Origin of the sequence: Bordetella genomosp. 8 (genome assembly GCF_002119685.1) — a bacterium.
Taxonomy (GTDB): Bacteria; Pseudomonadota; Gammaproteobacteria; order Burkholderiales; family Burkholderiaceae_B; genus Bordetella_C.
Window position 1 is genome coordinate 540,732 of the sequence record NZ_CP021108.1, and the last position, 25,071, is coordinate 565,802.

General features: G+C 66.5%; 27 protein-coding genes and 1 pseudogene. 15 read left to right on the top strand and 13 right to left on the bottom strand.

The genetic code is table 11. From position 1 onward, the window contains the following. Window positions 1-97 precede the first annotated feature (97 nt). Window positions 98-595 carry a methylated-DNA--[protein]-cysteine S-methyltransferase gene (locus tag CAL12_RS02455; protein ID WP_086063031.1) on the top strand — a complete coding sequence of 166 codons (498 nt, stop codon included), beginning with the start codon at window positions 98-100 and terminating at the stop codon, window positions 593-595. 12 nt (window positions 596-607) lie between these two features. On the opposite strand, the gene CAL12_RS02460 is transcribed toward CAL12_RS02455, so the two are convergent. The 5 genes from CAL12_RS02460 to CAL12_RS02480 form a co-directional block, all read right to left on the bottom strand. Continuing rightward, window positions 608-1,747, bottom strand: a complete 1,140-nt coding sequence (locus tag CAL12_RS02460; protein WP_086063032.1) for a PhnD/SsuA/transferrin family substrate-binding protein — start codon at window positions 1,745-1,747, stop codon at window positions 608-610. Between the two features lie 29 nt (window positions 1,748-1,776). Next, window positions 1,777-2,550, bottom strand: a complete 774-nt coding sequence (locus CAL12_RS02465) for an ABC transporter ATP-binding protein (protein ID WP_086063033.1) — start codon at window positions 2,548-2,550, stop codon at window positions 1,777-1,779. After that, entirely contained in the window at window positions 2,540-3,454 is a 915-nt protein-coding gene (locus CAL12_RS02470) for an ABC transporter permease (RefSeq protein ID WP_086063034.1), read from the bottom strand. Before CAL12_RS02470 ends, CAL12_RS02465 begins: the two co-directional genes overlap by 11 nt. Before the next feature lies 1 nt (window position 3,455). Beyond that, a complete protein-coding gene (locus tag CAL12_RS02475) occupies window positions 3,456-4,391 on the bottom strand; it encodes a TauD/TfdA dioxygenase family protein (protein ID WP_086063035.1) in 936 nt (311 codons plus the stop codon). 171 nt (window positions 4,392-4,562) lie between these two features. Further along, window positions 4,563-5,987 carry an MFS transporter gene (locus tag CAL12_RS02480; protein ID WP_157792866.1) on the bottom strand — a complete coding sequence of 475 codons (1,425 nt, stop codon included), beginning with the start codon at window positions 5,985-5,987 and terminating at the stop codon, window positions 4,563-4,565. 219 nt (window positions 5,988-6,206) lie between these two features. On the opposite strand from CAL12_RS02480, the gene CAL12_RS02485 reads away from it, so the two are divergent. From CAL12_RS02485 to CAL12_RS02515, 7 genes are all read left to right on the top strand, one after another. Further along, window positions 6,207-7,031, top strand: coding sequence for a sulfurtransferase (locus CAL12_RS02485; protein WP_086063037.1), 825 nt, complete (start codon window positions 6,207-6,209; stop codon window positions 7,029-7,031). An 18-nt stretch (window positions 7,032-7,049) separates the two neighbouring features. Next, window positions 7,050-7,928 (top strand): ABC transporter permease, encoded by an 879-nt coding sequence (locus CAL12_RS02490; RefSeq protein ID WP_086063038.1) that lies wholly within the window; start codon window positions 7,050-7,052, stop codon window positions 7,926-7,928. Window positions 7,929-7,938: 10 nt separating this feature from the next. Further along, entirely contained in the window at window positions 7,939-8,736 is a 798-nt protein-coding gene (locus CAL12_RS02495) for an ABC transporter ATP-binding protein (protein WP_086063039.1), read from the top strand. Beyond that, window positions 8,729-9,577, top strand: a complete 849-nt coding sequence (locus tag CAL12_RS02500; RefSeq protein WP_157792867.1) for a TauD/TfdA dioxygenase family protein — start codon at window positions 8,729-8,731, stop codon at window positions 9,575-9,577. The genes CAL12_RS02495 and CAL12_RS02500 overlap by 8 nt, the downstream gene beginning before the upstream one ends. Window positions 9,578-9,587: 10 nt before the next feature. Beyond that, a complete protein-coding gene (locus CAL12_RS02505) occupies window positions 9,588-10,568 on the top strand; it encodes an ABC transporter substrate-binding protein (protein ID WP_157792868.1) in 981 nt (326 codons plus the stop codon). Window positions 10,569-10,706: 138 nt separating this feature from the next. Next, complete coding sequence (locus CAL12_RS02510) at window positions 10,707-11,573, top strand: SAM-dependent methyltransferase (protein ID WP_086063041.1); 867 nt, start codon at window positions 10,707-10,709, stop codon at window positions 11,571-11,573. Between the two features lie 34 nt (window positions 11,574-11,607). Next, window positions 11,608-12,204, top strand: coding sequence for a short chain dehydrogenase (locus CAL12_RS02515; protein ID WP_086067633.1), 597 nt, complete (start codon window positions 11,608-11,610; stop codon window positions 12,202-12,204). On the opposite strand, the gene CAL12_RS02520 is transcribed toward CAL12_RS02515, so the two are convergent. Then, a complete protein-coding gene (locus tag CAL12_RS02520; RefSeq protein WP_086063042.1) occupies window positions 12,189-13,109 on the bottom strand; it encodes a LysR family transcriptional regulator in 921 nt (306 codons plus the stop codon). The two genes, CAL12_RS02515 and CAL12_RS02520, sit on opposite strands and share 16 nt — an antisense overlap. A 149-nt stretch (window positions 13,110-13,258) precedes the next feature. On the opposite strand from CAL12_RS02520, the gene CAL12_RS02525 reads away from it, so the two are divergent. Next, a complete protein-coding gene (locus CAL12_RS02525; protein ID WP_086063043.1) occupies window positions 13,259-14,197 on the top strand; it encodes a hydroxymethylglutaryl-CoA lyase in 939 nt (312 codons plus the stop codon). Window positions 14,198-14,210: 13 nt separating this feature from the next. Here CAL12_RS02525 and CAL12_RS02530 read toward each other — a convergent pair whose 3' ends face one another. Continuing rightward, window positions 14,211-15,005 carry a phage antirepressor N-terminal domain-containing protein gene (locus tag CAL12_RS02530; protein ID WP_157792869.1) on the bottom strand — a complete coding sequence of 265 codons (795 nt, stop codon included), beginning with the start codon at window positions 15,003-15,005 and terminating at the stop codon, window positions 14,211-14,213. Between the two features lie 190 nt (window positions 15,006-15,195). On the opposite strand from CAL12_RS02530, the gene CAL12_RS02535 reads away from it, so the two are divergent. Further along, window positions 15,196-15,639 carry a GNAT family N-acetyltransferase gene (locus tag CAL12_RS02535; RefSeq protein WP_086063045.1) on the top strand — a complete coding sequence of 148 codons (444 nt, stop codon included), beginning with the start codon at window positions 15,196-15,198 and terminating at the stop codon, window positions 15,637-15,639. A 28-nt stretch (window positions 15,640-15,667) separates the two neighbouring features. Here CAL12_RS02535 and CAL12_RS02540 read toward each other — a convergent pair whose 3' ends face one another. From CAL12_RS02540 to CAL12_RS02565, 6 genes are all read right to left on the bottom strand, one after another. After that, on the bottom strand, window positions 15,668-16,231 hold the full coding sequence (locus CAL12_RS02540) for an SAM-dependent methyltransferase (protein WP_086063046.1): 564 nt from the start codon (window positions 16,229-16,231) through the stop codon (window positions 15,668-15,670). A 100-nt stretch (window positions 16,232-16,331) separates the two neighbouring features. Beyond that, complete coding sequence (locus CAL12_RS02545) at window positions 16,332-17,720, bottom strand: APC family permease (protein WP_086063047.1); 1,389 nt, start codon at window positions 17,718-17,720, stop codon at window positions 16,332-16,334. A gap of 240 nt (window positions 17,721-17,960) precedes the next feature. Beyond that, on the bottom strand, window positions 17,961-18,257 hold the full coding sequence (locus CAL12_RS02550) for an antibiotic biosynthesis monooxygenase family protein (RefSeq protein ID WP_086063048.1): 297 nt from the start codon (window positions 18,255-18,257) through the stop codon (window positions 17,961-17,963). 29 nt (window positions 18,258-18,286) lie between these two features. After that, entirely contained in the window at window positions 18,287-18,721 is a 435-nt protein-coding gene (locus CAL12_RS02555) for a cupin domain-containing protein (protein ID WP_086063049.1), read from the bottom strand. A gap of 36 nt (window positions 18,722-18,757) precedes the next feature. Then, window positions 18,758-20,128 (bottom strand): NAD-dependent succinate-semialdehyde dehydrogenase, encoded by a 1,371-nt coding sequence (locus CAL12_RS02560; RefSeq protein WP_086063050.1) that lies wholly within the window; start codon window positions 20,126-20,128, stop codon window positions 18,758-18,760. 27 nt (window positions 20,129-20,155) lie between these two features. Then, complete coding sequence (locus tag CAL12_RS02565) at window positions 20,156-21,136, bottom strand: Bug family tripartite tricarboxylate transporter substrate binding protein (RefSeq protein WP_086063051.1); 981 nt, start codon at window positions 21,134-21,136, stop codon at window positions 20,156-20,158. A 175-nt stretch (window positions 21,137-21,311) separates the two neighbouring features. Here CAL12_RS02565 and cynR point away from each other — a divergent pair, with 175 nt between their 5' ends. From cynR to CAL12_RS02590, 5 genes and pseudogenes are all read left to right on the top strand, one after another. Then, a complete protein-coding gene (gene cynR / locus CAL12_RS02570; protein ID WP_086063052.1) occupies window positions 21,312-22,250 on the top strand; it encodes a transcriptional regulator CynR in 939 nt (312 codons plus the stop codon). A gap of 92 nt (window positions 22,251-22,342) precedes the next feature. Continuing rightward, window positions 22,343-22,867, top strand: coding sequence for an META domain-containing protein (locus CAL12_RS02575; RefSeq protein WP_086063053.1), 525 nt, complete (start codon window positions 22,343-22,345; stop codon window positions 22,865-22,867). Between the two features lie 15 nt (window positions 22,868-22,882). Next, complete coding sequence (locus tag CAL12_RS02580; protein WP_086063054.1) at window positions 22,883-23,410, top strand: META domain-containing protein; 528 nt, start codon at window positions 22,883-22,885, stop codon at window positions 23,408-23,410. A gap of 8 nt (window positions 23,411-23,418) precedes the next feature. Beyond that, window positions 23,419-24,144, top strand: a pseudogene (locus CAL12_RS02585) (sulfurtransferase); the annotation flags it as partial. A gap of 140 nt (window positions 24,145-24,284) precedes the next feature. Further along, complete coding sequence (locus CAL12_RS02590; protein WP_086063056.1) at window positions 24,285-25,055, top strand: 5'-methylthioadenosine/adenosylhomocysteine nucleosidase; 771 nt, start codon at window positions 24,285-24,287, stop codon at window positions 25,053-25,055. Window positions 25,056-25,071: the final 16 nt, after the last annotated feature.

Sequence of the window (25,071 nt, forward strand, 5' to 3'; positions counted from 1 at the left end):
TGCGGGGTGCCGTCGCGGCAATAAGCGGAGTTCGCGGGGCCTCTCCGCGGAATAGAGTGTGATCGTGAAACACAGTCCAGCGCCACGTGAGGCCACGATGAACCATGTATTCAAAACCGTGCGGACGCCGGTAGGCATTCTGAAACTCGTCGCCAGGGACGCCCGCCTGGCGGCCATCCTGTGGGAAAACGACCGGCCGGGCCGCGTAAGACTGGGGCACCTGCAAGAGGACGACGCCGATCCCACCTTGAACGAGGTCGAACGGCAGCTCCATGAGTATTTCGACGGCCGCCGCCGCCGCTTCGACGTTCCGATGGCGTTCGCCGGCACCGATTTCCAGCGTAAGGTCTGGCAGGCGCTGATGGAAATCCCCTATGGGGAAACGCGCAGCTATCGCAGCATCGCCGAGCGCATCGGCCATGTGAACGCGGTCAGGGCCGTGGGCGCCGCCAACGGCCGCAATCCCATATCCATCATCGCGCCATGCCACCGGGTGATCGGCAGTTCGGGCAGCCTGACCGGCTTCGCAGGCGGCCTGGAGGTCAAGGCGCGCCTGCTGGAACTGGAGCGCCTGTCGGCGGCGGTCCGTGCGTGACCGCCACTGCCGCTACCGCAGGACGAAGGGTTTGCTGTCCGGCCGATTGGAACCGTCGTCGATCCGGCGGTCATTCACCAGGGGCCTGGGCGCCACGCCGTCGAGACGATTCTGCGCGGCGACGATATCGTTGAATCTTCCGTCGACATAAGGCGCGATATCGACCTTGCGCGATAGCGCGCCCGTCTCGTACAGGCCATCCGCGATCTGCTGGAAAACATCCGTCAGCGGCTTGTCGATGGGGTAGTACGCCCCGGCGCCTTCCTCGTCGAGCAGCAGCTTCCCTTGCTGGAAGCTCATGCCGATACGCTTGACGTAGTTGGCCCGGATCCATTCATCGGGATGGACCGTCTGCCAGTTGTACATCGCCACGGCACGCCTGACGAAGTCGGCGATCGCCGCCGCCTTGGCGGGGTCCTGCAAGGCCGCCTTGCGCGCCACGATCGGGTTCAAGCCCCAGTTGTGCCCCGCCCCATTGGCCAGGATGGGCGGCGAGCCCAGGCGGAAGTACTGGTGGCCCAGCACGATGGCGGCGTCCACCGCACGTGAGGAGAACGTGGGCGCGACCTCCGAGCCCGCGACTTGTACGCCCTTGACGTCCTTGCGCAGGTCCAGTCCGTGGGCGTGCAGAATGCCGGCCAGGATCATGTGGCGACCGGTGCCCGCCGGGTAGGCCACCGTGCGGCCGCGCAGGTCCTCCACCTTGGTGATATTGCTGTTCGGCTGTATGACCAGGTAGGTATTGGCCGGGCTGCCGGGATTGGCGGTGATGGCAATGGCCACCAGATCCTTGACACCGGCGCCCGCCGCGATCGGTATGGGCGCTTCGCCGATATAGCCGACGTCGACCGCGCCGGCCACCAGCGCCTCCAGCACGGCCGGTCCGCCGTTGAAGGTAGCGAACGTGGCCTGGTAAGGCGCCTGCTTGTCCTGGCCGGACAAGGACCATGGCACGGACGCCTCGCCTGCCTGCTCCGCGACGATCAGGCGGGTGCCCTTGGGCACGGCCGCCGCCAACCGGGCCGCCAATGCCTGGTCCGCCGCGCCCGGCGAGGCGGCGGCATCCGCCGCGCTTGACGCACCATGATGAAGTGCAAGGCACAGTACGGTCAGGGCCCAGGGCCGGGCCGGCCATCGAAACGTCGACAACATCGGGAACTCCAGTAGGTGTGAAAACGCGGTCAATCCGGCGCGACGCCCAGCTCTCGCAGCAATCGTTCGCGCAACGCGCCGAAGCGCGGATCGGCGTGATGGCGGGGCGCGGGAATATCGACGTGGAGATTCAGCGAGATCCGGCCCTCGGTCAGGACCATCACCCGCTGCGCCAGCATGATGGCCTCGTCCACGTCATGGGTGACCAGCAGCACGGCGGGTCGGTGGCGCCGGTACAGGTCCTGCAGCAGGCGATGCATGCGTATCCGGGTCAGCGCGTCAAGCGCACCGAACGGCTCGTCCAGCAGCAGCAGTTCGGGATCGCGAACCAGCGCGCGCGCCAGCGCCACACGCTGCGCCTCGCCGCCGGACAAGGTGCGCGGCCAGACGGCCACGCGGTGCGACAAGCCGACCTCGTCGAGCGCGGCCAGCGCGCGGCCGCGCGTCGCGGCATCGCGCGGCAAGCCGACCAGGACGTTGCGCAGCACACGTTGCCAGGGCAGCAGCCGCGGATCCTGGAACACGATGGCACGGCGCGGTGGCACGAGCACCTCCCCGCCGACATCGCCATCCAGGGCGCCCAGCACCCGCAGCAAGGTGCTCTTGCCCGACCCGCTGCGACCCAGCAGCGCCACGAATTCGCCGCGCTCGATTTCCACCGAGAGGTCGCGCAACACGGATTGCGTGCCGAATTGCTTGTTCAGGTGCCGGGCGGCCACGGCCACCGTGGCCGCGGCGCGATCCGCATGCGCCGTTTCGGGAGGCGTATGGGACCTGGCCCTGGATGTCGTGTCACGTGCCATCGAAAGCCCTTCTCCAGGTGAGCAGGCGCGCTTCCAGGTAACGCACGCAGGCCAGCGACAGCAAGCCCAGCAGGGCGTATACGGCCAGCAGGACGAAGATGACGTCCACCCGGAAATACTCGCGCGCGTCGCTCATCATGCGCCCCAGGCCGACCGGCGCATTGATCGTCTCGGCGAAGATCAGCGACAGCCAGGCCCCGGTCAGCGCGAGCCGCAGGCCGACCAGGAAACCCGGCAGGGCTCCCGGCAGGATGACCGAGGTGATCAGTTCCCGCTGCTTCACGCCGAAGGTGCGCGCGGCCTCGATCAGCCCGGCGTCGACATTGCGAATCGCGCTGTAGGTGTTGATGTAGATGCAGACGATCACGTGCAGGGCGATCAGCAGAACCTTGGAGACATCGTCGATGCCGAACCATGCGATCAGTATCGGCAGCAGTGCGAAGTTCGGAATCGCCCGCAGGATCTCCATATTGGCGTCGACGATGTTCTCCCCTGCGCGCGACAGGCCCGCGGCGACCGCGGCGGTCAGTCCCACCGACAGGCCCAGCGCCAGCCCCTTGACGACGAGTTGCAGCGATGCCAGCAGGTTGTCCAGGAGCACGCCGCTGCCCGCCAGGTCCGTGGCGGTGCGCAGTACCGTCAGCGGTGCCGGCGTGGTGCGCGGATCGAAGACCTGCAGGCTGGCCAGCAGGTGCCAGCCCAGGAGCAGCAAGGCGGGACCCGCCAGACGCTGCAGCCAGCGCGGCAGCCTGGCCTGGCTGGCGGGACGGGGCGCGATGGCGCGGGGGTCGACGAGCGCGCCACGGGCGATCCCCTGTGCGGCCGGCCTGCCTGTCACCGCCGCCGCGTTGCCGGCAGGCGGCGCGATGGCCGCCACCGGGCGTTCGACCGTTGCCGTCTGCATATCAGGCCGCCAGGAAAGGATCGCCGGAGATCGACGTGGAGCGTTGTCCGTCCACGCCCACGGGGATATCGCCCACCAGCGTGATACGGTGCAGGACGCGTTCGAAGTCCAGGTGCTCGAAGTCGCGCGGCGCCAGGTGCAGGACTGCACGGTTGTCCCAGAAGGCGATGCTGCCCGGTTTCCAACGGAACCGGTCGGTGTACTCGGGACGCTGGATCTGGTCGAACAGCAGGTCGAGGATATAGCGGCTTTCGCGCGGCGTTACGTCGACGATGTGCTTGGTGAAGCTGGGGTTGACGTAGATGACGCGTTCGCCGGTTTCCGGATGGACGCGTACGACGGGATGCACGGACGCGAGCGGTTTGTTGCGCACCCAGTCGCCGATGCGCTCTTCGCTGCGATCGGCGTTGTAGTTGGAGCCGAAGCGATGCTCGGCGCGCAGGCCGTCGATCAGTTTGCGTATGGGTTCGGACAGACCCTGGTAAGCCGCCGCCACGTTGGTGAACTGCGTGTCGCCGCTATAGGGCGGAACGACTTCGGCGCGCAGGATGGAATACGCGGGCGGATTGATCAGCGGCGTGACGTCGGCATGCCAGCCGGGACCGTTGGCGCTGAGCTTGCGCGTGTAATTGCGGCCGTAGCGCTTTTCATAGGCCTTGGGCGACACCGTGTGGATCTGCGGGAAACCGGCCGGCGCCACGTCGCCTTCATAGGGATGGCCCGGCGTGACTTCGCCGAACTGGCGGCCGAAGGCGATCTGCTGCGCGTGATCCAGGAACTGGTCGCGGAAATAGACGACCTTCCATTTATGCAGGGCGCGCCGGATGACGTCGATGTGTTCATCCGGCAAGGGCTCGCGCAGATCGACGCCCACGATTTCGGCGCCGGTCCAGCCGGACTGCGGCAGTACTTCGATGCGATTCAGGACTACGCTCATGTCAGCTCTCTTCCGGGTAAGGTGCGGGAGCCACATATTGAGTTCGCGGGCCGGCATGCCACAACGAATAACTGCCTATTTGCTAATCCGGCATATGCGCATGACTGCGCGTCGATGGCTGCGGGTCGATGGCTGCGCGTCGGTTGGCGATCCGGCGCCGGCGAAGGTGCCTTACGAGCGCGCCGTGGCGCGCCGCGCGTCGCGCGATCCGTGCCCGCTCAGCTCGGCGCCGGCGCGGTCCGGCAGCCGTACGCAGATCCACGCCGCGGCGGCGGTCAATACGCCGATCAGCAGGAAAGCCAGCGCGTAGTCCTGGCGCACCGGCTGTTCGTGTCCGCGCAGCGCCGTGGCCGCCTGCAGCACCCAGACAGAAACGGCGATGCCGACGGTGGCGGCAAGCTGCTGCATGGTGCTGTACAGGCTGGTCGCGGCGCTCATGCGGTCCTTGGGCACATCGGCATAGGCGAAGGTGCCGAAGGCATTGAACTGCAGCGCGCGTGCCATTCCGCCCACCAGCAGCACGCCCGATATTGCCGCGATCGGCCAGGAGGCATCGAAGGCCGCGCACAAGGCAATCGATGCGCCGCAGATCAGGCTGTTATAGATCAGCACGTTACGGAAGCCGGCGCGCCGCAGCACCGCGACGCTGGCAGCCTTGACGAATACGGCGGCGATGGCGCCCGCCAGCATTGCCATCCCGCTTTGCAGCGGATTCATGCCGAGCGTGGTTTGCAGCATCAGCGGCACCAGAAAGGGAAGCGCGCCGAAGCCTGCCCGCACCAGAAAGCCGGCATTGAAGGCGACGCCGAAGCTTTGCAGGCGCAGCAGCGAAAAGTCCAGGCTGGGCCTGGCCATGCGGCGCGCATGCCGTGCATAGGCCACGCCGGCCAGCACGCCCGCCGCCAGCCAGCCCGCCGTTTCCGTGCCGCCGGCCAGGCCGTTGCTGAAGCGGTCCATGCCGTGGATCACGGCGCTCAGCGCAACGCCGCTGAGTACCAGCCCGGCGATGTCCAGTCGCGCATCCGCCTGCCTGGCGATGTGCGGCACGTAGCGTCCCGCCAGCAGGACTCCCAGCGCGGCGACGGGTACGTTGATGAAGAAGATCCAGTGCCACGACGAGTAGGTGGTGATGAATCCTCCCAATGGCGGTCCGAGCAGCGGGCCCACCATCCCGGGCATCAGCACCCAGGCCATGGCGTCGACCAACTGTTTCTTTTCCACCGAACGCAGCATGATCAACCGGCCTACCGGCACCATCATCGCGCTGCTCGCGCCTTGCAGTACGCGTGCCGCCACCAGTGCGCCCAGCGATCCGGACAGGCCGCAGGCGATCGAGCTGAGCGCGAACAGGGCCATGGCCGTGCGGAACACCGTACGCGCGCCGTAGCGGTCGGCCAAGGTGCCGCTGGCCGGTATGAAAACCACCAGGCTGATGAGATACGCGGTAATGGCCAGGTTCATCTGGAGCGGGTCGACACCAAGGTCCCGCGCCATCTGCGGCAGCGACGTCGTGATGATGGTGGTATCCATCTGCTCCATGAAGAAGGCTGCGCCCACGACTAGCGCCAGCGGACGATGGGAGGGTGGGGTAGGCACGTTTGCAACCATGGATGGATGGCGAAGCGTTGCACTGTACCGGTCCTGGCATGGACTGGTAAAGCCCGGATCCGGCGGCGTGGCGCATCGTCGTCGCCGCGGCAATTTGCATATGCATCTATGTTTATGGCGATTTTCTTATGCCCATTTGCATATGGCCCGATAATCGTTCGTCCCTGTCCCGAGCCAGGCTAGAGTCTGCGCTTTGGGCAGGTTGTTATGAGCAATGACATATTCGTCGACCCGCAATGGGTCGCGCGGCATCTCGCCGACGAGAAGGTAGTGCTGCTGGACGCGCGCGCCGGCAAGGACTATTGGGCGGGACACCTGCCGGGGGCGCGGCCCTTCGACGCCAACCTGCTCAGCCATCCCGAGTCGACTGCCGCCGGGCTGGCCTCGCTGGTCGCCCAGCACGCGAGCGTGTTCTCCCTGCTGGGCTTGTCGGGCAACGAGCATGTGGTCGTGTACGAAGAAAGGTGGGACACCCGGGCGGCCCGCGCCGCGTGGCTGTTGCACTACCTGGGGCAGGAGCGCGTCTCCATCCTGGACGGCGGCCTGCGTGCCGCCGACGGCGTGGCCGGACTGGAGCGGACGGCGCGGGCGCCGGCTTACGCGCCGCGCGACTACATCCCCCGGGTGCGAGAGCAATGGACGATAGGCGTCGATGAGCTGAAGCAAAGGCTGGGCACGCCCGGCCTGCGCGTCGTCGATACCCGCCGCGCGACGGAATACTTCGGTGAGGAACGGCGCGCCCGGCGCGCGGGCGCGATCCCCGGCGCGGTGCATCGCGACTACGCGCAGAACATCGACGAGGCGGGCCTGGGCAGAAGTGCGGCCGACATCCGCAGGGCCTACGAAGAACTGGGCCTGCGGCCCGACGACGAGATCGTCGTGTACTGCGGCGGCGGTGCGCGTGCCGCGCATACCTTATATGCCCTGCGGGCTGCTGGCTATGGCAATGTGCGCAATTACGCCGGCGCCTGGAACGAATGGGCCAACCGCGAAGAACTGCCCATCGAAACGCCGGCGCGCGATGGCGCCTGACGTGGCGAAGGAGTCGTCATGAGCGGAACCGTACAGCAGGCATTGGCCATACGGGGCGGGGACGCCGCCGGGCAATCCGTAAAGGCCGACGCGGCCGGTACGCGCGGCCCCGGCAAGGCATCGATACCCCGGGCGGCCGGACAGCGGGCGGAAGACGTCCGCGTGGCCGCGGGTCGCGTCATCTTCGCCCTGGTTTTCCTGGCAGGCTGGGAAGCGGCTTCTCGCTGGCTGGTCGAGCCGTTCTGGATAGGGCGGCCATCGCAGATCGCGGTGCGCCTGTGGACGCTGATCGGGTCGGGCGACCTGTGGTGGCATACGCTGCCCACGTTGGGACAGGCGGCCGCCGGCCTGCTGTTGAGCCTGGTGGTGGGGATACCCATCGGACTGCTGTTCGCCAGCAACCGCTATATCGAACGGGTCCTGGAGCCCTTCTTCCTGGGCCTGTACAGCATCCCGCGCATCGCGCTGGCGCCGCTGTTCATCCTCTGGTTCGGCATAGGCCCCGCGTCCAAGGTGGTGATGGCGTTTTCCATGGTGGTGTTCGTGGTGATCCTGAACACCTACGAGGGCATGCGCGGCATCGACCGGGAACTGATCGACATGATGCGCGCGATGCGCGCATCGCGCGCCTACATCCTGCGCAAGGTTGTCCTGCCTGGCATCGTCCCCTGGATCTTCGCATCGGTACGCGTGGGCGTGGGCCTGGCACTGATCGGATCCGTGGTGGGCGAGTTGCTGGGCGCGAATCGCGGCCTGGGCTGGTACGTGGAGCATGCGGCGTCGCGTATCGACGTGATCGGCGTGTTCACCGGCCTGGTGGTGTTGATGGTGGTGGGCATGATGCTGAACGAGGTGGTCAAGGTGGCCGAGCGCCGGCTGTTCGGCAAGCGGTATTGAGGCAAAGGGTATGACGATGCAGACAAGCATGGCCGCGGCGCCGGCGATTCCCGCGGTACAGGCCCGGCGGGCAATGATGGACTTCGGCGGCGCGGAGCCGGCCCTGGTCGATGTGGACCTGACGCTGGAAGAGGGCGAGTTCCTGTCCATCGTCGGGCCCAGCGGCTGCGGAAAATCGACGCTGCTCAAATTGATTTCCGGCCTGGAGCGGCCGTCCGGCGGCGAGATCCTGGTGCGCGGCAATCCCGTCACGGAAACCCCGGCGGGCATCGGCTTCATGTTCCAGCGCGATGCCCTGCTGCCTTGGGCAACCGTGAGACAGAACATCGAAGTCGGCCTGGAATGCGGCGGCTTTCCCAGGCAGGCGCGCGACGCCCGCGTCGAAGAACTGCTCGAATTCACCGGCCTGAAGCGCTTCGGCGACTATTACCCGTCGGCGCTGTCGGGCGGCATGCGTCAACGCGTGGCGCTGTGCCGCATCCTGGCCTATGCGCCGGATATCTACCTGATGGACGAACCTTTCGGCGCGCTGGACGCCCAGACCAAGGTGCTGATGGGACAGGAGCTGCTCAAGATATGGAGCCGCTATCGCAAAGGCATCATCTTCGTCACCCACGACATCGAAGAGGCTGTCAGCCTGTCGGACCGGGTGGTCGTGATGACCGGCCGCCCCGGACGCGTCAAGTCGCAATACCGCATCGATCTCCCGCGCCCGCGCGATGCCCGCCAGGTGCGGCGGGAGCCACGCTTCCACGAGTTCGTGGAAGCCATCTGGAATGACATCATGGGCAGCACGCAAAATGACTGATACGACCCTGCTCGACACCGAGTTGTCGATACTCCCTTATTCCCCCGCCGGCGGCGCCCGTGTCACCGGGCTGCGCGATGACGGCGAGGCGCTGCCCCCGGCGATCGCCGATCGCCTGCGCGAAGCGCTGTTCCAGCAAGGCTTTCTTGAGTTCGAGCCAGGCACGGTGTCACCGGCCCGCTTCGTCGAGTTCCTGTCTTTCCTGGGCACGCCGATTCCCTACGCGGGGCCGCACATGCCTTCGGTGGATGGCAGTCCCTTGGCCAACGCCGTCGATTCCGCGCGCGACAAGTATCTGCGCAACCACATCTGGCATATCGACGGCGCCTTTCGCCCGGATCCGCCCACCATCACCGCCTTGTACGGCGCCGCCATTCCCGGCTTGGGTGGGGACACGGTATACAGCAATGCCACGCTGGCCTACGAACAGCTCGATCCGCTGTTCGCCGCTTACCTGGACACCCTGACCGCCGTCAGTTCCGCCGAGGCGACCGGCCATCTGATGCAGCGCTATGACGATCCGGTGGAGCTGGCACGCCAACGCGCCAAGCTGCCGCCCATCGTGGTGCCTGTCATACGGCAGCACCCGGTCACCGGGCGCAAGCAGATTTTCGTCAACGAGTCGTACACCGCCTATATCCAGGGCGTGTCGCGCGTTACCAGCGATCACCTCCTGGGCATCCTGTTCGACGTGATCAAATCGCCCGACGTGCAGGCCCGCTATCAGTGGCGCGAAGGCGCGCTGGTGGTCTGGGACAACCGCGTGGTGCAGCATCGCGGCGTCAAGGATTATGGCGGGAGCCGGCGCGTGCTGTATCGCGCGGCATTGGTACAGGGATAACGGGCGCGACATGTTCAAACGCTTGCATGCCGCGCTCGCGGCCATGGTCCTGCTGGGCGCGGCATCCGCGCCGGCCTGGGCCCAGACCAAGGTGACGATAGGCCTGATCGGCACCAACGAATCGCAGATTCCCATCCTGCTGGCGATCGACCAGGGGTACTTCAAGGCGGAAAACCTGGACGTGCAGCCGATGCAGTTTCGTGGCGGAGGCGTGGCGGTGCAGGCCCTGGTGGGCGGTTCGATAGACCTGGCGGCGTTCGCGACCGACCACGTGCTGCGCCTGGCCAACCGCGGCATCGATCCGCGCATCCTGATCGGCATCGACCGCTACCTGACCCATACCCTGGTGGTGCCGGCTAGCAAGGGTTACAAGGGCCTGGCCGATCTCAAGGGCAGGAAGCTGGGCGTCAGCGCGCCGGGCAGCTACTCCGACAACACCCTGCGGTGGGCATTGAGCTCGCTGGGCATCAACCCGGACCGCGACGTGACCATCGTCGGCATCGGCAGCGGCAATACCGCGCGCGCGGCCCTGGAGTCCGGGCAGGTCGACGCCGTCATGGCCGCCACGCCCGATCTGCTGGGCTACCAGATCGACGCTCCCGGCAAATTCGAAGTGCTTTACGACTGGCGCCGGACCGAGCATTCCGGTCAGGCCGTGATCGGCCTGCAGAAATGGGTGGACGCCCATCCGGAAGCGGCGCGAGGCGTGGCGCGCGCGGTCTTGAAGGCCGAGCAATTGATCCAGCGGGATCCGGCCGCGGTGGCCAGGATCGTGCGCCAGCAATATCCCGACCGCGGCGATGCGTTCATCCAGGCCATGACCGCCGTGGTGCCGAAGCTGATTTCACCGGATGGCCGTGTGTCGGATCAGGGTTACGCCAAGATGACCGAAATCCTGCGTTCCACCGAGCCCGAGCTGAAGCCTGTCGACAAATCGACGATCGATCTGACCGACCGGTTGCTGGGAACGCGTGGACAGGTGACGGATTAGCACATCTTCAGGCTGTACAGCACGCGCCAGGTCACGCAAGATGGAGCCGCGGGGGCAGCGGGGGATCGCATGCCCAATCTCTGTCGTGCGTTTCCGGCCGGGGCTGGACGCACGTCGCGAACCTGGAGACCAGGCATCATGACGTTCCATACAAGCAGGAGAGCGGCTCGTTCGTTTACCGGGGTTCTTCGTGCCGCCGCCGCGGCGGCGCTGGCCCTGCCCTTGTGGGTGGCGCCGGTAGCGGCGCAGGAGCGCGCCGCCACGCCGGCGGCTAGCGGCAGGGACACCTACAAGCCCACCGTCGGCCAGGAAGGCAAGGACGTCGTGTGGGTGCCGACGCCGCAGGTCCTGGTGGAAAAAATGCTGGATATGGCGCAGGTGACGCCGCGCGACAAGTTGCTGGACTTGGGGTCCGGCGACGGCCGAACGGTGATCACCGCCGCCAAACGCGGCCTCCGGGCCCGCGGCATCGAATACAACCCGCAGATGGTCGAACTGGCGCGGCGCAATGCCAAGGAGGCCGGCGTGGCGGACCGCGCGAGCTTCGTGACGGCGGATCTTTTCAAAACCGACCTGGGGGGAGCGGACGTCATCACCATGTTCCTGCTGCCTTCCATCAACGAGCAGTTGCGGCCCAGGCTGCTGGCCTTGAAGCCGGGTACGCGGGTGGTCTCGAACAGCTTCCGCATGGGCGACTGGCAGCCCGACCGCTCCGAGTCGGTACGGGAAGGCTGCGACCACTACTGCACGGCGCTGTTGTGGATCGTGCCGGCGAAGGTGGACGGTACGTGGCGCCTGGGCAAGCAGGATCTGCAGCTGCGGCAGAAATACCAGGTGCTGAGCGGCACGCTGGGCTCGACCCCGATCACCGAGGCGCGCCTCGATGGCGACCGTATTTCCTTCAAGGCCAACGGCGCCGCCTACAGCGGTACGATCACAGGCAAGGCCATGCAGGGCACGGTCAGCGGCGGGTCTGGCGGCAACTGGTCCGCGAGCCGGCTCTGAGCCGATGCGCCAGCGGCACATCAAAGGTGAAAACATGAAAATACTGCTGGTAGGCGCCACCGGGTTCCTGGGGCGCGCCATCGTTCTGGAATTGGAAAAGGATCACGAGGTGGTCGCCGCCAGCCGTTCGGACGCCGTGCATCCCGTGGACATCCGTGACGACGACAGCGTGCGCGCCCTGTTCGAAAAAGTCGGCCAGGTGGATGCCATCGCATCGGCCACCGGCGGCGTGCACTTCGGGTCCCTGGCGAAGATGACGCCCGAGCAATTCGACGTCGGGCTGCGCGACAAGCTGCTCGGGCAGGTGCGCCTGGCCCTGGTCGGCCAGCACTACCTGCGTCCGGGCGGCTCCATCACGCTGACCACGGGCATACTCAGCGACGCGGTCATCCGCGACGGCGTCAACGCGACGGCGGTGAATGCCGGCATCGAAGGTTTTGTGCGGGCCGCCGCCTTCGAGCTGCGCGACGCGCGCATCAATGCGGTCAGCCCCAATCTGCTGAGCGAAGCGAAGGAAGCCTATGGCGCCAGCTTTCCCGGCTTCGAACCGGTGCCGGCCGCCCGCGCGGCGCTGGCGTTTCGCCGCAGCATCGAAGGCATCGAAACCGGTCAGGTCTATCGCGTCTGGTGATCGGATTGCGCCCCAGGAGGCGCCTTGCCGGTCAGGTGTTCCACGAACAGCTTGGCGGCGGTGGGCAGGGCCTCGAACGCGCGTACGCAGATCTGCAGTTCGCGGCGCGCCCAGGGTTCCTGGATGGGCAGGATGCCGATATCGAAGATGCGCGCATATAGCGTGGCGATATCCAGGGGCAGCACACCCAGGCCCAGCCCGGCGTTCACCATGAAGCACAGCGTATCGAAGCCCGTGACCTGGACCTTGACGCGCAAGGGCAGTTCCAGCCGGTCCGCCGCATTGGCGACAATCTGGTTGATGGCGCTGCCGGTGTGCAGGCCGACGAAATCGTAGGCCAGCGCATCGGCGAACCGGAAATCGGCCCGCTCCAGCAGGGGATGGCCGGTGGGCGCGATCAAGGCCAGCGTATCGCGCCGGTAGGGCAGGATCTCGACGTCGCGGCCGGGCGGCATGCCGGAGAATATCCCGACGTCCGCCGCGTTCTCATGCACCGCCTTCAGGATCGCGGGCGAGATCTTCTCTTCCAGCTGCAGCTGGATATTGGGATATGCCGCCGAGAAGGATTGCAGGTCGCCGGGCAGGAACTGTGTCAGCGCGGAAATGTTGGCAAAGACGCGGATGAAGCCCCGGGCGCCGCTGGCGTATTCCCGCATGGAAACCGCGATATCGTCCAGCTCGCGCAAGGCCCGTCGCGCCATGGACGCCAGCGCCATGCCGGCGTTGGTCGGCTGGATTCCCTTGTTGGTGCGCACCAGCAGCTGGCTCTTGAGCTGCTCTTCCAGCTCGCTCATGCGCTTGCTGACCGCCGCGGCGGCGATGTGCTCGCGCTCGGCGGCGGCGGCGATCGTTTTCTCTTCGATCACGCTGATGAACAGCCGGAGGGAGGTCGGGTCCAGGTGCATGCGCCGCAGTATACGGCGGGGTATCGGGGCATCGCCAGGGGCGACGGCGTCTCTGGACCGGCCATCGCGACGCGCGATGGCGGCATCATGAACCGTCGATTCCGTGGGAAGGTGGCCGTTGCTAGACTGGCGCTTCGAAGGAGGCACGCATGAATACCAGTACGGCAAACGCCGGCAAAAGGCTGTATATCCAGGAAGTTGCGCCGCGCGACGGATTCCAGAACGAGAGCCGGTTCGTCGAAACCCAGGACAAGATACGTTTCATCGATGCCTTGTCCGCCTGCGGCTACGCCAAGATCGAGGCGACGTCCTTCACGTCGCCGAAGGCCATCCCGGCACTGCGCGACGCCGAGATCGTGATGCACGAGATCAGGCGGCATCCCGGCGTGGTCTACACGGCCTTGGTGCCGAACGTGCGGGGCGCCGAGCGCGCGCTGTCGTGCCGGGTGGACGAGGTCAATCTGGTGATGTCCGTCAGTGAAACCCACAACCGGTCCAACCTGCGGATGTCGCGGGACGAGTCGTTCGCCCAGCTTTCCGATGTGATCGACGCCGTGCGCGGCAGCCATGTCGCCGTCAACGTGTCGCTGTCCACGGTATTCGGTTGCCCGATGGAAGGCGACATCGATCCCTACGAGGTCTTCGAGCTGATGAACCGTTTCGCCCAGCGCGGCGTGAACGGCATTACCTTGTGCGACACGACCGGGATGGCCTATCCCAGCCAGGTCGAGGCCATCTCGCGCAAGGCCAGGTCGCTGTTCCCGGCGATCGAGCTGACGCTGCATTTCCACAATACCCGCGGGATGGCGCTCGCCAACACCATGGCGGCCTTGAGCGCCGGCGTGGACCGCTTCGATGCATCGCTGGGTGGTATCGGCGGTTGCCCGTACGCGCCCGGCGCCAGCGGCAACGCCTGCACGGAAGAACTCGTGCACATGCTCTCCCTGGACGGCTACGACACCGGCGTCGACCTTGCCGGCATCCTGGCGGCGGCGGAAACCCTGCCGGGCTTGATCGGGCACGACGTACCCAGCCAGATACTTAAGGCCGGGACGCGGGCGCGGCGGCATCCCGCGCCCTGCCAGTAGGGGCCGGCGCGCGCTAGTGCAGGTTGAACACCCAGCACCGCAGGCTTTTGCGGGCGATGCGGCTGTTCACCACCCGCACGCCCAGGAAGTACGGATGCCGGCTTTTCTTGAGCTCGTTGCGCAGCTCCGGCGTCAGTTCGATGGGCTCCGGCGCGCTCGCCAGCTCGCGCGCCAGATGCCGGAAATTCAACGCCAGGAAGCGATCGGAGCGACGCGCGTGATTCAGTTCGGCGCCGTTCATCATGCGGCCGAACACGGTGTCCCAGAAGCGCTCGAGCACCGGCGATGCGCTGGCGCGTGGCAAGACGGGGAAGTGGCACAGCTGGCTCAGCTGCGCGCGCAGGATTTCCTGCTCGATCGGTGTGCCGCTGTTCTTCAGCGCATCGGATAAGGACGCGATCTGTGCCTGCAGCCGGCGGAACTGGCGCTTGGCCGCCGCCGCGTCGCCGGCCTGGGCCGCGCCTTCCGAGCGCATCGTCCAGTGATCCAGCAAAGTCTGGAAGCCTTCGAACTGCAGGATGGCCAGCCGATGGCGAAGATTGGTATCGGCGTGCGTATCGGACAGCCGGTCCAGCCATAGCGTCAGTGCGCCGATCGGCAGCGTGGCCGTTTCCGTCGCCCGCCCGGAATCCTGCACGGTCTGCACCATTTCCCGCAGGTCAGGGTCGCTGTCGATACGGCGCAATTCCGCCCAGGCATCCAGCTTCATGGATACGCATAGAGGCGCGATGGCCGCCAGGACTGTCCTGCCGTCGTGCGAGCACGGAATGCGCAGGTCAGCAAAGGGTGTATCGACGAATTCGGACATGAAGCGCTCCTTGTTCTGCGCCGCATGCCTCTGATGCGGCGGATTGGACCTGCGAGTCGCGTTCGCCTTCCGCCTTGGCGATAATTCGCGATCAGGCATGCGCTTATCCTAGGGATCCCGAATCACCTCGTGCTTTAGGTTTCGGTTGAAGCGTTTTGATTATCGGCCTGATATTTCCTGGAATCGTGGAATGCAAGCAACGCCCGAATTGTCCTTTCGTCCCGCCACCGACGCGGATATTCCCACCCTGATGGCCTTGCGCCAGCAGACGATGACGCCGCATCTGCAACGGGCCGGCGCGCCCAGCGACGACGAAGCCAACCTGGCGCGTGTCAATTACAGGTTCCAAGACGCGTTACTGGTCTATGACGGCGCCGAACTGGTGGGCCTGTTCAAGGTGGCTCGCGGCGCGGCCGAATGGAAGCTCGTGCAGGTCCAGATCGCGCCGGCCCGGCAGGGGCAGGGACTGGGCGGCAAGCTGGTGCGCGGCCTGCAGGCGGAAGCCGCGCGCGCCGGTTGCGCCATCACGCTGGAGGTATTGAAAGGCAATCCGGCCCGAAGGCTGTACGAGCGCTGCGGTTTTGCCGTGGTCGGCGAAAACGCGCTGGAGCACCAGATGCGTTGGCAGCCATAGCGGCCGGCGCCGCCATGGCCTGGCGGCTTCAATGCGCCGGCACGGTCCAGAAGTAGACCATGCGGCCGTCCACGGTCAGCGTTTGATCAGGCGTCCAGTCACCCATGTCGAAGGCGTGCGACACAATGCGCGTACCGGGTTTCAGCTTGAGCAGCATGGGCCGCAGCTTCAGATTCAGCGACGGCAGCAGGTACAGGCTGATGACGGTCGCTTTCGACAGGTCCTGTTCGAACAGATCGCCCTGGATGAACTGGACCTTGTCCGTCACGCCTTCCTTGTTGGCGTTTTCACGCGCTTCCTGGATCCGGACGGGGTCGATGTCGACGCCGACGCCGCGCGTGCCGTAGCGTTTCGCGGCGGTCACGGGGATGCGGCCGTCGCCGGAGCCCAGGTCGTACAGGACATCGTTCGGCCCCACATTGGCCACCTGCAGCATGGCGTCGACCACCGCCGGGGGCGTGGGGACGAAAATGACGTCGGGCGCGCGCGGCTTGGCGGTGGCATCCGCCGCCGGTTGCGCCTGTGCCGCGGCCGTCGTCAACAGCAGGACGCCGGTCAAGGCCAAGTTCCATGAATGCCGAAGTATGCGCATGGTGCAGCTCCTGGAGGGTGTAGGGAAAACGTCGATGCAACGTCGATGCAGGCAGCGGCGCGCGATCCAGGTCCGGGCAGGCAGCGCCGCGTACCGTCGGCTACTCGGCGGGTACCGTCGTCGGGCGTCGCCGGAACAGCAATACCAGGGCGCCCAGCGCCAACACGGCCAGGCCGGTGAACGCGCCCACGCCCGTATGCATGATGCTGGCGTACAGCAGATAGGCACTGGTGCCGCAGAACAGCAGCGGCGTGAACGGATAGAAAGGGACGCTGAAGGGGCGCGGCCGCGCGGGTTCCTGGCGGCGCAGGACGAACAGCGCCATGCCGGTCAGGACGAAGAACAGCCAGAAGACCGGCGCGGTGTATTCGACCATGGTGGCGAAGCCGCTGCGCGTGGCCGCGCCCAGTGCGACCAGGGCCAGCGCGATCAGGCCCTGTACGAGCAAGGCGTTGGTCGGCGTGTGGTGGCGTGTATCCCAGCGGCCCAGCACGCGGAACATCGGTTCGTCGCGGCCGAAGGCATAGGTGGTGCGGGCGCCCGTCAGCACCGTTGCATTGGCCGACGTCAGTGCGGAAATGGCGATCAGCGCGCTGATGATGCGCGCGCCGTTTTCCCCCATGACGGCGCGCAGCGCGTCGGCCGCGACGGCGTTCGAGGCGGCCACGCCCGCCAGTCCCAGGACCTTGGCATAGGCCAGGTTGACCAGCAGGTAGACCACCGTCACCAGCGCCAGGCTCCAGAACAGGGCGCGCGGCAGGTTGCGGCCGGGGCCGACGACTTCGGCGGAAACATAGGCGGCCTCGTTCCAGCCGCCGTAGGTCAGCATGACGAAGATCAGCACCAGCCCCCAGTTGGTGGCGGTCGGCAGGCCGGCGGGCGCGACCGCGCCTGTGCCTCCCGCGCTGTCCATCAACAGGCCGGCGCCGATGATGAACAGCACGCCGCCCACTTCCAGCACCGTCAGGAAATTCTGCGTCCATTTGCCGGCATTCAGGCCGACGATGTTCAGGATGGTCAGCGCCACGACCGTGATGGCGGCATAGATGGCCGCCGAGTACGGGCCCAGGCTGTGGATCTGGCTGGCGTAGTCCCCGAATACATAACCCAGCAGCGCGATCGATCCGGTGGGGATGATGGTCAGCCGCGCCCAGGCGAACAGGAAGGCGGTGCGTTCGCCGAAGGCGCGGCGCAGGTAGTGATAGTCGCCGCCCGCGTCCGGATAGGTCGTCGCGAGCTCGGCGTAGCACATGGCGCCCGCCAGCGAGATCGCCCCACCCACCACCCAGGCGATCAGGATGTGGTCGAGGCTGGCGGCATTGGCGGCGATCAGTGCGGGCGCGCTGAAGATGCCCGCGCCGATGACGATGCCGACGACCAGGGCCATGACATCCAGCGTCGACAGCAGGGGCGAGGGGCGGGCGCCCGTCGCACGGGACGCATTCGGTGTGGCGGAGGACTGCGTGGAGGCGTCGCGCACAGGAGGCATTCCATGACCGTGGACGGAGCGGGCAGAGGCCGGACAGCGCGACCCGCGGCGGCGTCGCCAAGGCTGCTCGAGCCTGGGCACTTCGGCAAGGATGGTATCACCGCGACCCGGTTTTTTAAGCTTCCTGTCAGAAACAAAACGTTAGCCGCCGGCCGTGCGGGGTTCGCCGGATATGACAGCGGCGCCGGCAAAGAAAACGCCGCGATTCCGGAGAATCGCGGCGTGCGACTATCAGGTCGATCAACCCAGATCGATCAGCTGTGTGTGTTCCACTACCGGCGGTACGGCGAAATAAGGACTGACCAGCTCGCGCCACTTGGCGAAGTCCTCGGAACCGCGGAAATCCACCGTGTGGTTTTCCAGCGTGGCCCACTCGACGAACAGGCGATAGCGGTTCGGATGTTCGACCGAGCGCTGCAGCGAAACGCCGCTGCAGCCCTTGGCGCGCAGGAATAAGGGCTTGGCCTTGGACACGCCGGCTTCGAAGTCGGCGTTCGTGCCGTCCTTGATGTCGATCTGCGCTATTTCAAGAAACATCATGGCTCCTTGCCGATACGCCCGGCGTATCAGCGTTTGATATGTTCCAGCGCCACCGGATTGGTCGCGCCGGTCTCCGTCAGCGTGCGCGTGGCGTCGACCGACGCGTAGATCCACAGGATCTTCATGGGCTGCGTGTCCGACATATTACGGAAGCGGTGCGACACATTGGGCGGTATCCATGTCGTGTCCATGGGTTGCAGCCGGTGTTCTTCGCCATTGATGTCGAGGATGGCGTCGCCTTCCAGCAGCATCACGCTTTCCTCGCAATTGTGGCTGTGGAAAGGGATCTTGGTGCCGGGCGCGAATTCCGTGATGCCATTGATGAAGGCCGTGGCGCCGTCGCCCGCCGTGACCAGCGGAATCGTGCGCGCGCCGCCGCCGCGCTCGTAGGCGGTGAGGTCGGAAGGGCGATAGATGGCGGGTTTCGCCGTGCCGTTATTCGTCTTGGTGGATGTGGTCATGATTGGACTCCCATAACAACCTGGTCCGCGCGGCGTTCAGCGCGCGGGGCCGGTCCAGACCGATTTGATGTTGGTGAATTCCTTCAGGCCATAGCTGCTCAGCTCGCGGCCGTAGCCGGATTGCTTGATGCCGCCGAAGGGCAGGCGCGGATCCGACGCGACGGTGCCGTTGATGAACACGGCGCCGGCTTCGATCTCACGCGCCAGGATATCAGCCCGCTGCAGGTCGCCGGTCCACAGCGCGGCGCCCAGGCCGAACACCGTGTCGTTGGCAATGCGGATGGCTTCGTCGGCATCCTTGCAGCGGATGATGGCGGCGGCCGGGCCGAAGGTCTCGTCGCGGCCGGCGGCCATGTCGGGGGTCACGCGGTCCAGCACCGTCGGCTCGAAGAAATAGCCCTTGCCCGCACGCGGCGCGCCGCCGACCAGCAGGCGCGCGCCCGCGTCCACCGACGCGCGCACCTGCTGGTGCAGGTCGTCGCGCAGGTTGTCGCGCGCCATCGGCCCGACATCCACGCCGTTATCGCGCGGGTCGCCCACCTTGAGCGCGCGGGTATGGGCGACGAAGGCCTCGACGAAGGCGTCCGCCACCTGGCTTTCGACGATGAAGCGCTTGGCCGAGATGCAGCTCTGGCCGGTATTGTGGAAGCGCGCCTTGACGGCCGTGCGAGCGGCCAGGTCGATGTCGGCGTCGGCCAGGACGATGAAGGGATCCGATCCGCCCAGTTCCAGCACCTGCTTCTTCAGCGCGGCGCCGGCCTGGGAGGCGATGGTGCGGCCCACGGGCGTCGAGCCGGTGAAGGTGACCGCGGCAATGCGGTCGTCGGCGATCAGGTCCTGGACCCGCGAGGAATTCACCAGCAGGGTGGAGAACAGCCCCTTGGGCGCATCGGCGCGATCGAACACCTGGGCCAGTGCCAGGGCGCACTGCGGCACATTGTTGGCGTGCTTGAGTACCGCCGTGTTGCCCGCCAGCAGCGCCGGCGCGGCGAAGCGCATGACCTGCCAGAACGGGTAGTTCCACGGCATGACGGCCAGCACGGTGCCCAGCGGGTCGAACACGACCTTGCTGTGGGTGGCGTTGCTCGCCACGATCTCCGGCGCCAGCAGGCGTTCGGCTTCGTTGGCGTAGTAATCGCAGTTGATTGCGCACTTCTCGACTTCGGCGATGGCCTCGGTGATGGGCTTGCCCATTTCCGCCGTGATCAGCGCCGCGTATTCCGCCTTGCCGGCGCGCAGGGCGGCGGCCAGCCGGCGCAGCAGGTCCTGGCGCTGGGCCAGGCTGGTGCGGCGCCAGTCGCGCTGCGCGGACTGCGCGCGCGCCAGCGTGGCTTCTATGGTGGCCGCGTCATGTTCGTCGAACGTGGCCAGCGTGGATTCGTCGTAAGGGTTGATCGAGTGAATCATGTATGCCTTCTTGGCGCGGGGGCGCCGTTACTCCGCTTGAATGTTGTTGTCCCGGATCAGTTTGCCGTAGACGGCATAGCCTTCCGCGGTGCGCTTGCCCAGTTCTTCCGGCGACGAACCCACCGGATTGGCGCCCTGCGCGGCCAGCTTGGCTTGCACCTCGGGCTTGGCCAGGACCTGCTTGATGGTTGCGTTCAATTTTTCGATCACCGCGGGCGGCGCCTTGGCCGGCGCGACGATGACGAACCACGACGAAAAAAGGAAGCCGGGCGAGCCCGATTCGGAGATCGTCGGCGCGTTGGGATAGTCGGCCAGGCGCTTTTCGGAGGAAATGCCCAACAGGTCCACGCGCTTGCTGTCGATCAGGCTCTTGGACGTCGCCAGCGCCTGGAAGGCGACCTTCGCTTCGCCACCCGCCACGCCCAGCGCCGCCGGCGTCGCGCCGCGGTAAGGGACGTGCACCATGTTCAGCTTGTTCTCCGACGCGAACAGCGCCATGGCGATGTGCTGGGGGCTACCGATACCGCCCGACGCGTATTCGATGCGTCCGGGCGCCGCCTTCGCCGCCGCGATCAGGTCGCCGGCGTTCTTGTACAGGCCCGGCGTGCCGATCAGGCTCCATTCGAACGTGGTCACCAGCGACACCGGCGCGAAGTCCTTCAGCGGATTCCACGGCGTTTTCGACAGGTTGGGCACCATGGTCAGGATGCTGTCGTTGAAGGCGCCGATGGTGTAGCCGTCCGGATTGGCGGTGGCCACCCGGTTGGCGCCGATGGCGCCCGCGGCGCCCGGCAGGTTTTCCACGACGATCGATTGGTTCAGGATCTTGCCCATTTCCTGGGCCACCAGGCGCGCCACATTATCGACGGCGCTGGCGGTGGCCAGCGGGATGATCATGGTGATGGGGCGTTCCGGATACTCCGCGCGGGCCTGCTGGGCGACGCCGCCCGCCAGACAGAGCGCGGCCGCCACTTTGGCGGCCAGGCGACATTTATTCCATGCCTTCACAGCGTTCTCCTCATTATTCGGTTATGCCTTGCAGCCTTGCCGGCGACACTCTAGGCAGGACCCCTAAGCCTGTCCAATGGCGATTTTCTATTTCTTGCATCGAAAGCCGCCATAATTCGTTACGCTTACGCCTGGCCGCCGCAACCACCGGCCGCCCCAGGGGCCCGTTGCCGATATGACCAATAAATCCGGAATCAAGCTGCGCCAGTTGGAGTATTTCCTGGCCATCGCCGATACGCTGCATTTTTCCAAGGCGGCGGAAAAGCTGTTCGTGACGCAGCCGACCTTGTCCCATCAGCTGGCCGAGCTGGAGGCGCATCTGGGCAAGGCGCTGTTCGACCGCTCCGGCAAGCACATCCGGCTGACCCAGGAAGGCCAGGTTTTCCACGCCTATGCCAGGCGCACCCTGGACGAACTGGCGGCGGGCTGCGCGGCCGTCGAGGAGCTGGACGCCCTGCGGCGCGGCCACCTGAGGATAGGCGCCAGCCAGTCCTTCATGCGCAAGCTGCTGCCGCCGGTGGTCGCGGAGTTCATGCGCAGCTACCCGGACGTCCGCCTGACCGTCACCGAAATGATGGCGCCGATGATAGAGGCGCAGCTGGCTGCCGGCGACCTGCACCTGGGCATCGCGTTCATTCCGGCGCGCCTGGAGGAGACCGAAGTCGAATCCCTCTTCACCGAGCGCCTGATGCTGGTGGTGGGCAGGGACCATCGCCTGGCCGCGCGCAAACGGGTGCGCCTGTCCGACCTGGCGCGGGAACCGCTGGTGTTGATGACCCGCGATTACTACACCCGTTCGCTGGTCGACCAGTATTTCGACCAGCGCGGGCTGGTGCCGAATATCGTCTGCGAGACCAATGCGCTGAGCCTGATGATGGACCTGGCGGCGGATTCCCAGGCCGCCACGCTGCTGCCGGAAAGCACCATCGACCCGTCCGAAAGGGTCGCGGTGATTCCCGTCTACGAGCCGGTGCCCATACGCGTGACCGCGCTGCTGTGGTCCAAGCGCCATCACCGGACGACGGCGGCCACGACCTTCGCGCGCCTGCTGCGCGAGCGGCTGCAGGCGGCGGATCCGGCCCTGCGCCGGGCCATGGCGCCCGTTACGCAATGAAGCACCCTTGGACGGATCATGCTGGCGGCCTGCCTACAATATAGGCTTCGGCCATGGAGGCGCAGCCTCGGCCCGTCCCAGGAGATTCCCCGATGCCGCTTCTTACCTTGACCCGTTGCACCGTATTGGCGATCGCCGCCGTCAGCCTGGCGGGATGCTCGACGACGACGGGACATGCGCAAGCGCAGGGGCCTGGCGCGGCGCAGGCCGCCACGACGTCCGATTCCCTGGCGCAGACCAATTGGCGGCTGGTCCGCTGGCAGTCGCCGGACGGCTCGGACTACCCGCTGCAGCTGGGGCAGATCTATCCGCCGCTGAGCATCGGTTTCATGGCGCGGAACCGGGATTATCGGGTGTCCGGCTATTCCGGTTGCAATGAGTTCTCGGGCACCTATCAGTTGCAAGGCGGCAAGCTGACCATTACGCTGCCGTCCAGCCGCACGCTGAAGTGCGGCACCCCGGAACTCGGCGAGGCCGAGCGTGCCTATCTGTCCGCGCTGGCGCATATCAGTTCGTTCAGCCTGGATAGCGGCGGCGCGCCGCACCAGATGATTTTTACCGTACGCAACGGCGATGTCCTGACGTTCCTGCGCGGCCAGGATATCCCGGCGCGTTGATCCAGGAGTTTTCCCATGCTTTTCCCCCGCACGCGCCGCATCGCCTGCATCCTTTCGTCGGCGGCCGCGCTGGTCGCGCTGGCGGCCTGCGCCCATCGCGTGCAGCCGGACCTGGCGCAGGCGCGCTACCAGCCTGCCTATGCGTCCGACTTCCTGGCCCAGACCAATTGGGTGCTGGCGCGCTGGACGCGCGCCGGCGGCACGCTGCGGACCATTCCGCACAACGACGGGCGTGAGCGGCCCATCACCATGGGCTTCATCCATGAAGGCGCGCAGTTGCGCGTGGCGGGCTACGCGGGCTGCAACAACTACAGCAGCGACTACACGGTGGCCAACGGCAACCTGATCATCCGCTCGGCGCCGGTGGCGACGCGCATGGCCTGCGCGCGTCCGGAACTGAACCAGGTGGAACAGGATTTCCTGGCGTCGCTTACGCGCGTCCGGGCCACGTCGGTGGATGACATGGGCAACCCCCACAGGCTGTCGCTGACGCTGGATAACGGCGAGGTCCTCGACTTCGCGCGTGCCGATATGGGGCGTTGAGCGGGCTCATGTCGAAGATCGTCAACATCGCGGCGTACAAGTTCGTCACCCTGGATGACGCCGTGGCGCTACGCGAACGGGTAATGGAATGCGCCTCGGCGCGGGCGTTGAAGGGCACGGTGCTGCTGGCCGGAGAAGGCATCAACCTCTTCCTGTCCGGCGGCGAACAGGCGATCGCGGCTTTCCTCGAATGGCTTCGAGAGGACGCCCGCTTCGCGGACCTGGAAGCCAAGTACAGCTATTCCGACGAGGTGCCGTTCCGCAAGCTGCTGGTCAAGGTCAAGCGGGAAATCATCCGCATGGATCATCCGGCCATACGTCCCGAAGCCGGCCGCGCGCCCGGCGTGGACGCCCGGACCCTGGCGCGCTGGCTGGCGCGCGGCACGGACGACGCCGGCCGGCCCATCGTCATGCTGGATACCCGCAATGCCTTCGAAGTCGACGCCGGCACCTTCGAAGGCGCGCTGGATTGGCGCATCGAACGCTTCACGCAGTTTCCGGCCGCCTTGCGCGAGCATCGCGCCGAGCTGGAAGGCAAGACCGTGGTCAGCTTTTGCACGGGTGGCATACGCTGCGAGAAAGCCGCGCTGTTCATGGCAGAGGAAGGCGTGCGCGACGTCTACCAGCTGGAGGGCGGCATCCTGAAGTATTTCGAGGAAACGGGCGGACCGGGTTTCAAGGGCAGTTGCTTCGTATTCGATGAACGCGAACTGCTGGGGCCGGACCTGTCGCCGACGGGTCCGGGTCCGGGTCCAGGTCCGGCGCCGGGCTCGGCCTCGGACCCAGCCTTGTTCTCGACCTCGGACCCGGCTCCGTCTTCCATGACCGCCGCCCCCGGTGCGGCGTCCGCCACCACTTCTTGCTGAGGACCCGCATGTCGCCAGCGCCCCTGGGTATCATGGCCGCCCTGCATGACGAGATCGCCGGCCTGCTCGCGCACATGGGGCCGGGCGCGGCCTGCCGCCGCATAGGCATGCGCGATTACTACGTCGGCGATCTGTACGGCCAGCCTTGCGTGGTGGTGCTCGCACGCATCGGCAAGGTTGCGGCCGCGGCGACGGCCGTCACGCTGATCCGCGAGTTCGACGTGCGCGCGGTGCTGTTCACCGGCCTGGCCGGCGGCGTCGCGCCAGGGGTGAACGTCGGCGACGTGGTGATCGCGGATGCCTTGCTGCATCACGACCTGGATGCGCGCCCCTTGTTCCCGCAGTATGAGGTGCCCCTGCTGGGCGTCAGCCGCCTGCCCACCGATGCGCGGATGAATGGCGTGCTGGCGCAGTGCGCCGCCGACTACCTGGCCCTGGCGCTGGGGCGCGACGTGGACGCCGCCACGCGTGATCTGTTCGCCATCGGCGCGCCCATGCTGCATCGCGGCTTGATCGCCAGCGGAGACCGCTTCATCAGCGACGCCGATACGGCCGGCGGCGTGGCGCATGCGCTGCCGGACGCGCTATGCGTGGAAATGGAAGGCGCGGCGGTGGCCCAGGTGTGCCACGAATACGATATCCCCTGCTCGGTGCTGCGCACGATCTCGGATCGTGCGGACATCGCCGCGCCGGTGGATTTCGCCGGCTTCCTGACGCATATCGCCAGCCATTATTCGAACGGCATCGTCAGCCGTTTCATCGAGGCCTATACCGGCTGACCCGCGAATCGACCGC

Bases quoted from the DNA above. Each gene is read 5' to 3' on its own strand.
- CAL12_RS02465 (WP_086063033.1), bottom strand. From the start codon at position 2,550: ATGGCACGTGACACGACATCCAGGGCCAGGTCCCATACGCCTCCCGAA.
- CAL12_RS02540 (WP_086063046.1), bottom strand. From the start codon at position 16,231: ATGCGCATACTTCGGCATTCATGGAACTTGGCCTTGACCGGCGTCCTG.
- CAL12_RS02590 (WP_086063056.1), top strand. From the start codon at position 24,285: ATGTCGCCAGCGCCCCTGGGTATCATGGCCGCCCTGCATGACGAGATC.
- CAL12_RS02515 (WP_086067633.1), top strand. From the start codon at position 11,608: ATGAAAATACTGCTGGTAGGCGCCACCGGGTTCCTGGGGCGCGCCATC.
- CAL12_RS02545 (WP_086063047.1), bottom strand. From the start codon at position 17,720: ATGCCTCCTGTGCGCGACGCCTCCACGCAGTCCTCCGCCACACCGAAT.
- CAL12_RS02535 (WP_086063045.1), top strand. From the start codon at position 15,196: ATGCAAGCAACGCCCGAATTGTCCTTTCGTCCCGCCACCGACGCGGAT.
- CAL12_RS02575 (WP_086063053.1), top strand. From the start codon at position 22,343: ATGCCGCTTCTTACCTTGACCCGTTGCACCGTATTGGCGATCGCCGCC.
- CAL12_RS02500 (WP_157792867.1), top strand. From the start codon at position 8,729: ATGACTGATACGACCCTGCTCGACACCGAGTTGTCGATACTCCCTTAT.
- CAL12_RS02530 (WP_157792869.1), bottom strand. From the start codon at position 15,005: ATGTCCGAATTCGTCGATACACCCTTTGCTGACCTGCGCATTCCGTGC.
- CAL12_RS02490 (WP_086063038.1), top strand. From the start codon at position 7,050: ATGAGCGGAACCGTACAGCAGGCATTGGCCATACGGGGCGGGGACGCC.
- cynR (WP_086063052.1), top strand. From the start codon at position 21,312: ATGACCAATAAATCCGGAATCAAGCTGCGCCAGTTGGAGTATTTCCTG.
- CAL12_RS02525 (WP_086063043.1), top strand. From the start codon at position 13,259: ATGAATACCAGTACGGCAAACGCCGGCAAAAGGCTGTATATCCAGGAA.
- CAL12_RS02470 (WP_086063034.1), bottom strand. From the start codon at position 3,454: ATGCAGACGGCAACGGTCGAACGCCCGGTGGCGGCCATCGCGCCGCCT.
- CAL12_RS02460 (WP_086063032.1), bottom strand. From the start codon at position 1,747: ATGTTGTCGACGTTTCGATGGCCGGCCCGGCCCTGGGCCCTGACCGTA.
- CAL12_RS02495 (WP_086063039.1), top strand. From the start codon at position 7,939: ATGACGATGCAGACAAGCATGGCCGCGGCGCCGGCGATTCCCGCGGTA.
- CAL12_RS02560 (WP_086063050.1), bottom strand. From the start codon at position 20,128: ATGATTCACTCGATCAACCCTTACGACGAATCCACGCTGGCCACGTTC.
- CAL12_RS02550 (WP_086063048.1), bottom strand. From the start codon at position 18,257: ATGTTTCTTGAAATAGCGCAGATCGACATCAAGGACGGCACGAACGCC.
- CAL12_RS02510 (WP_086063041.1), top strand. From the start codon at position 10,707: ATGACGTTCCATACAAGCAGGAGAGCGGCTCGTTCGTTTACCGGGGTT.
- CAL12_RS02580 (WP_086063054.1), top strand. From the start codon at position 22,883: ATGCTTTTCCCCCGCACGCGCCGCATCGCCTGCATCCTTTCGTCGGCG.
- CAL12_RS02555 (WP_086063049.1), bottom strand. From the start codon at position 18,721: ATGACCACATCCACCAAGACGAATAACGGCACGGCGAAACCCGCCATC.
- CAL12_RS02475 (WP_086063035.1), bottom strand. From the start codon at position 4,391: ATGAGCGTAGTCCTGAATCGCATCGAAGTACTGCCGCAGTCCGGCTGG.
- CAL12_RS02485 (WP_086063037.1), top strand. From the start codon at position 6,207: ATGAGCAATGACATATTCGTCGACCCGCAATGGGTCGCGCGGCATCTC.
- CAL12_RS02505 (WP_157792868.1), top strand. From the start codon at position 9,588: ATGTTCAAACGCTTGCATGCCGCGCTCGCGGCCATGGTCCTGCTGGGC.
- CAL12_RS02455 (WP_086063031.1), top strand. From the start codon at position 98: ATGAACCATGTATTCAAAACCGTGCGGACGCCGGTAGGCATTCTGAAA.
- CAL12_RS02520 (WP_086063042.1), bottom strand. From the start codon at position 13,109: ATGCACCTGGACCCGACCTCCCTCCGGCTGTTCATCAGCGTGATCGAA.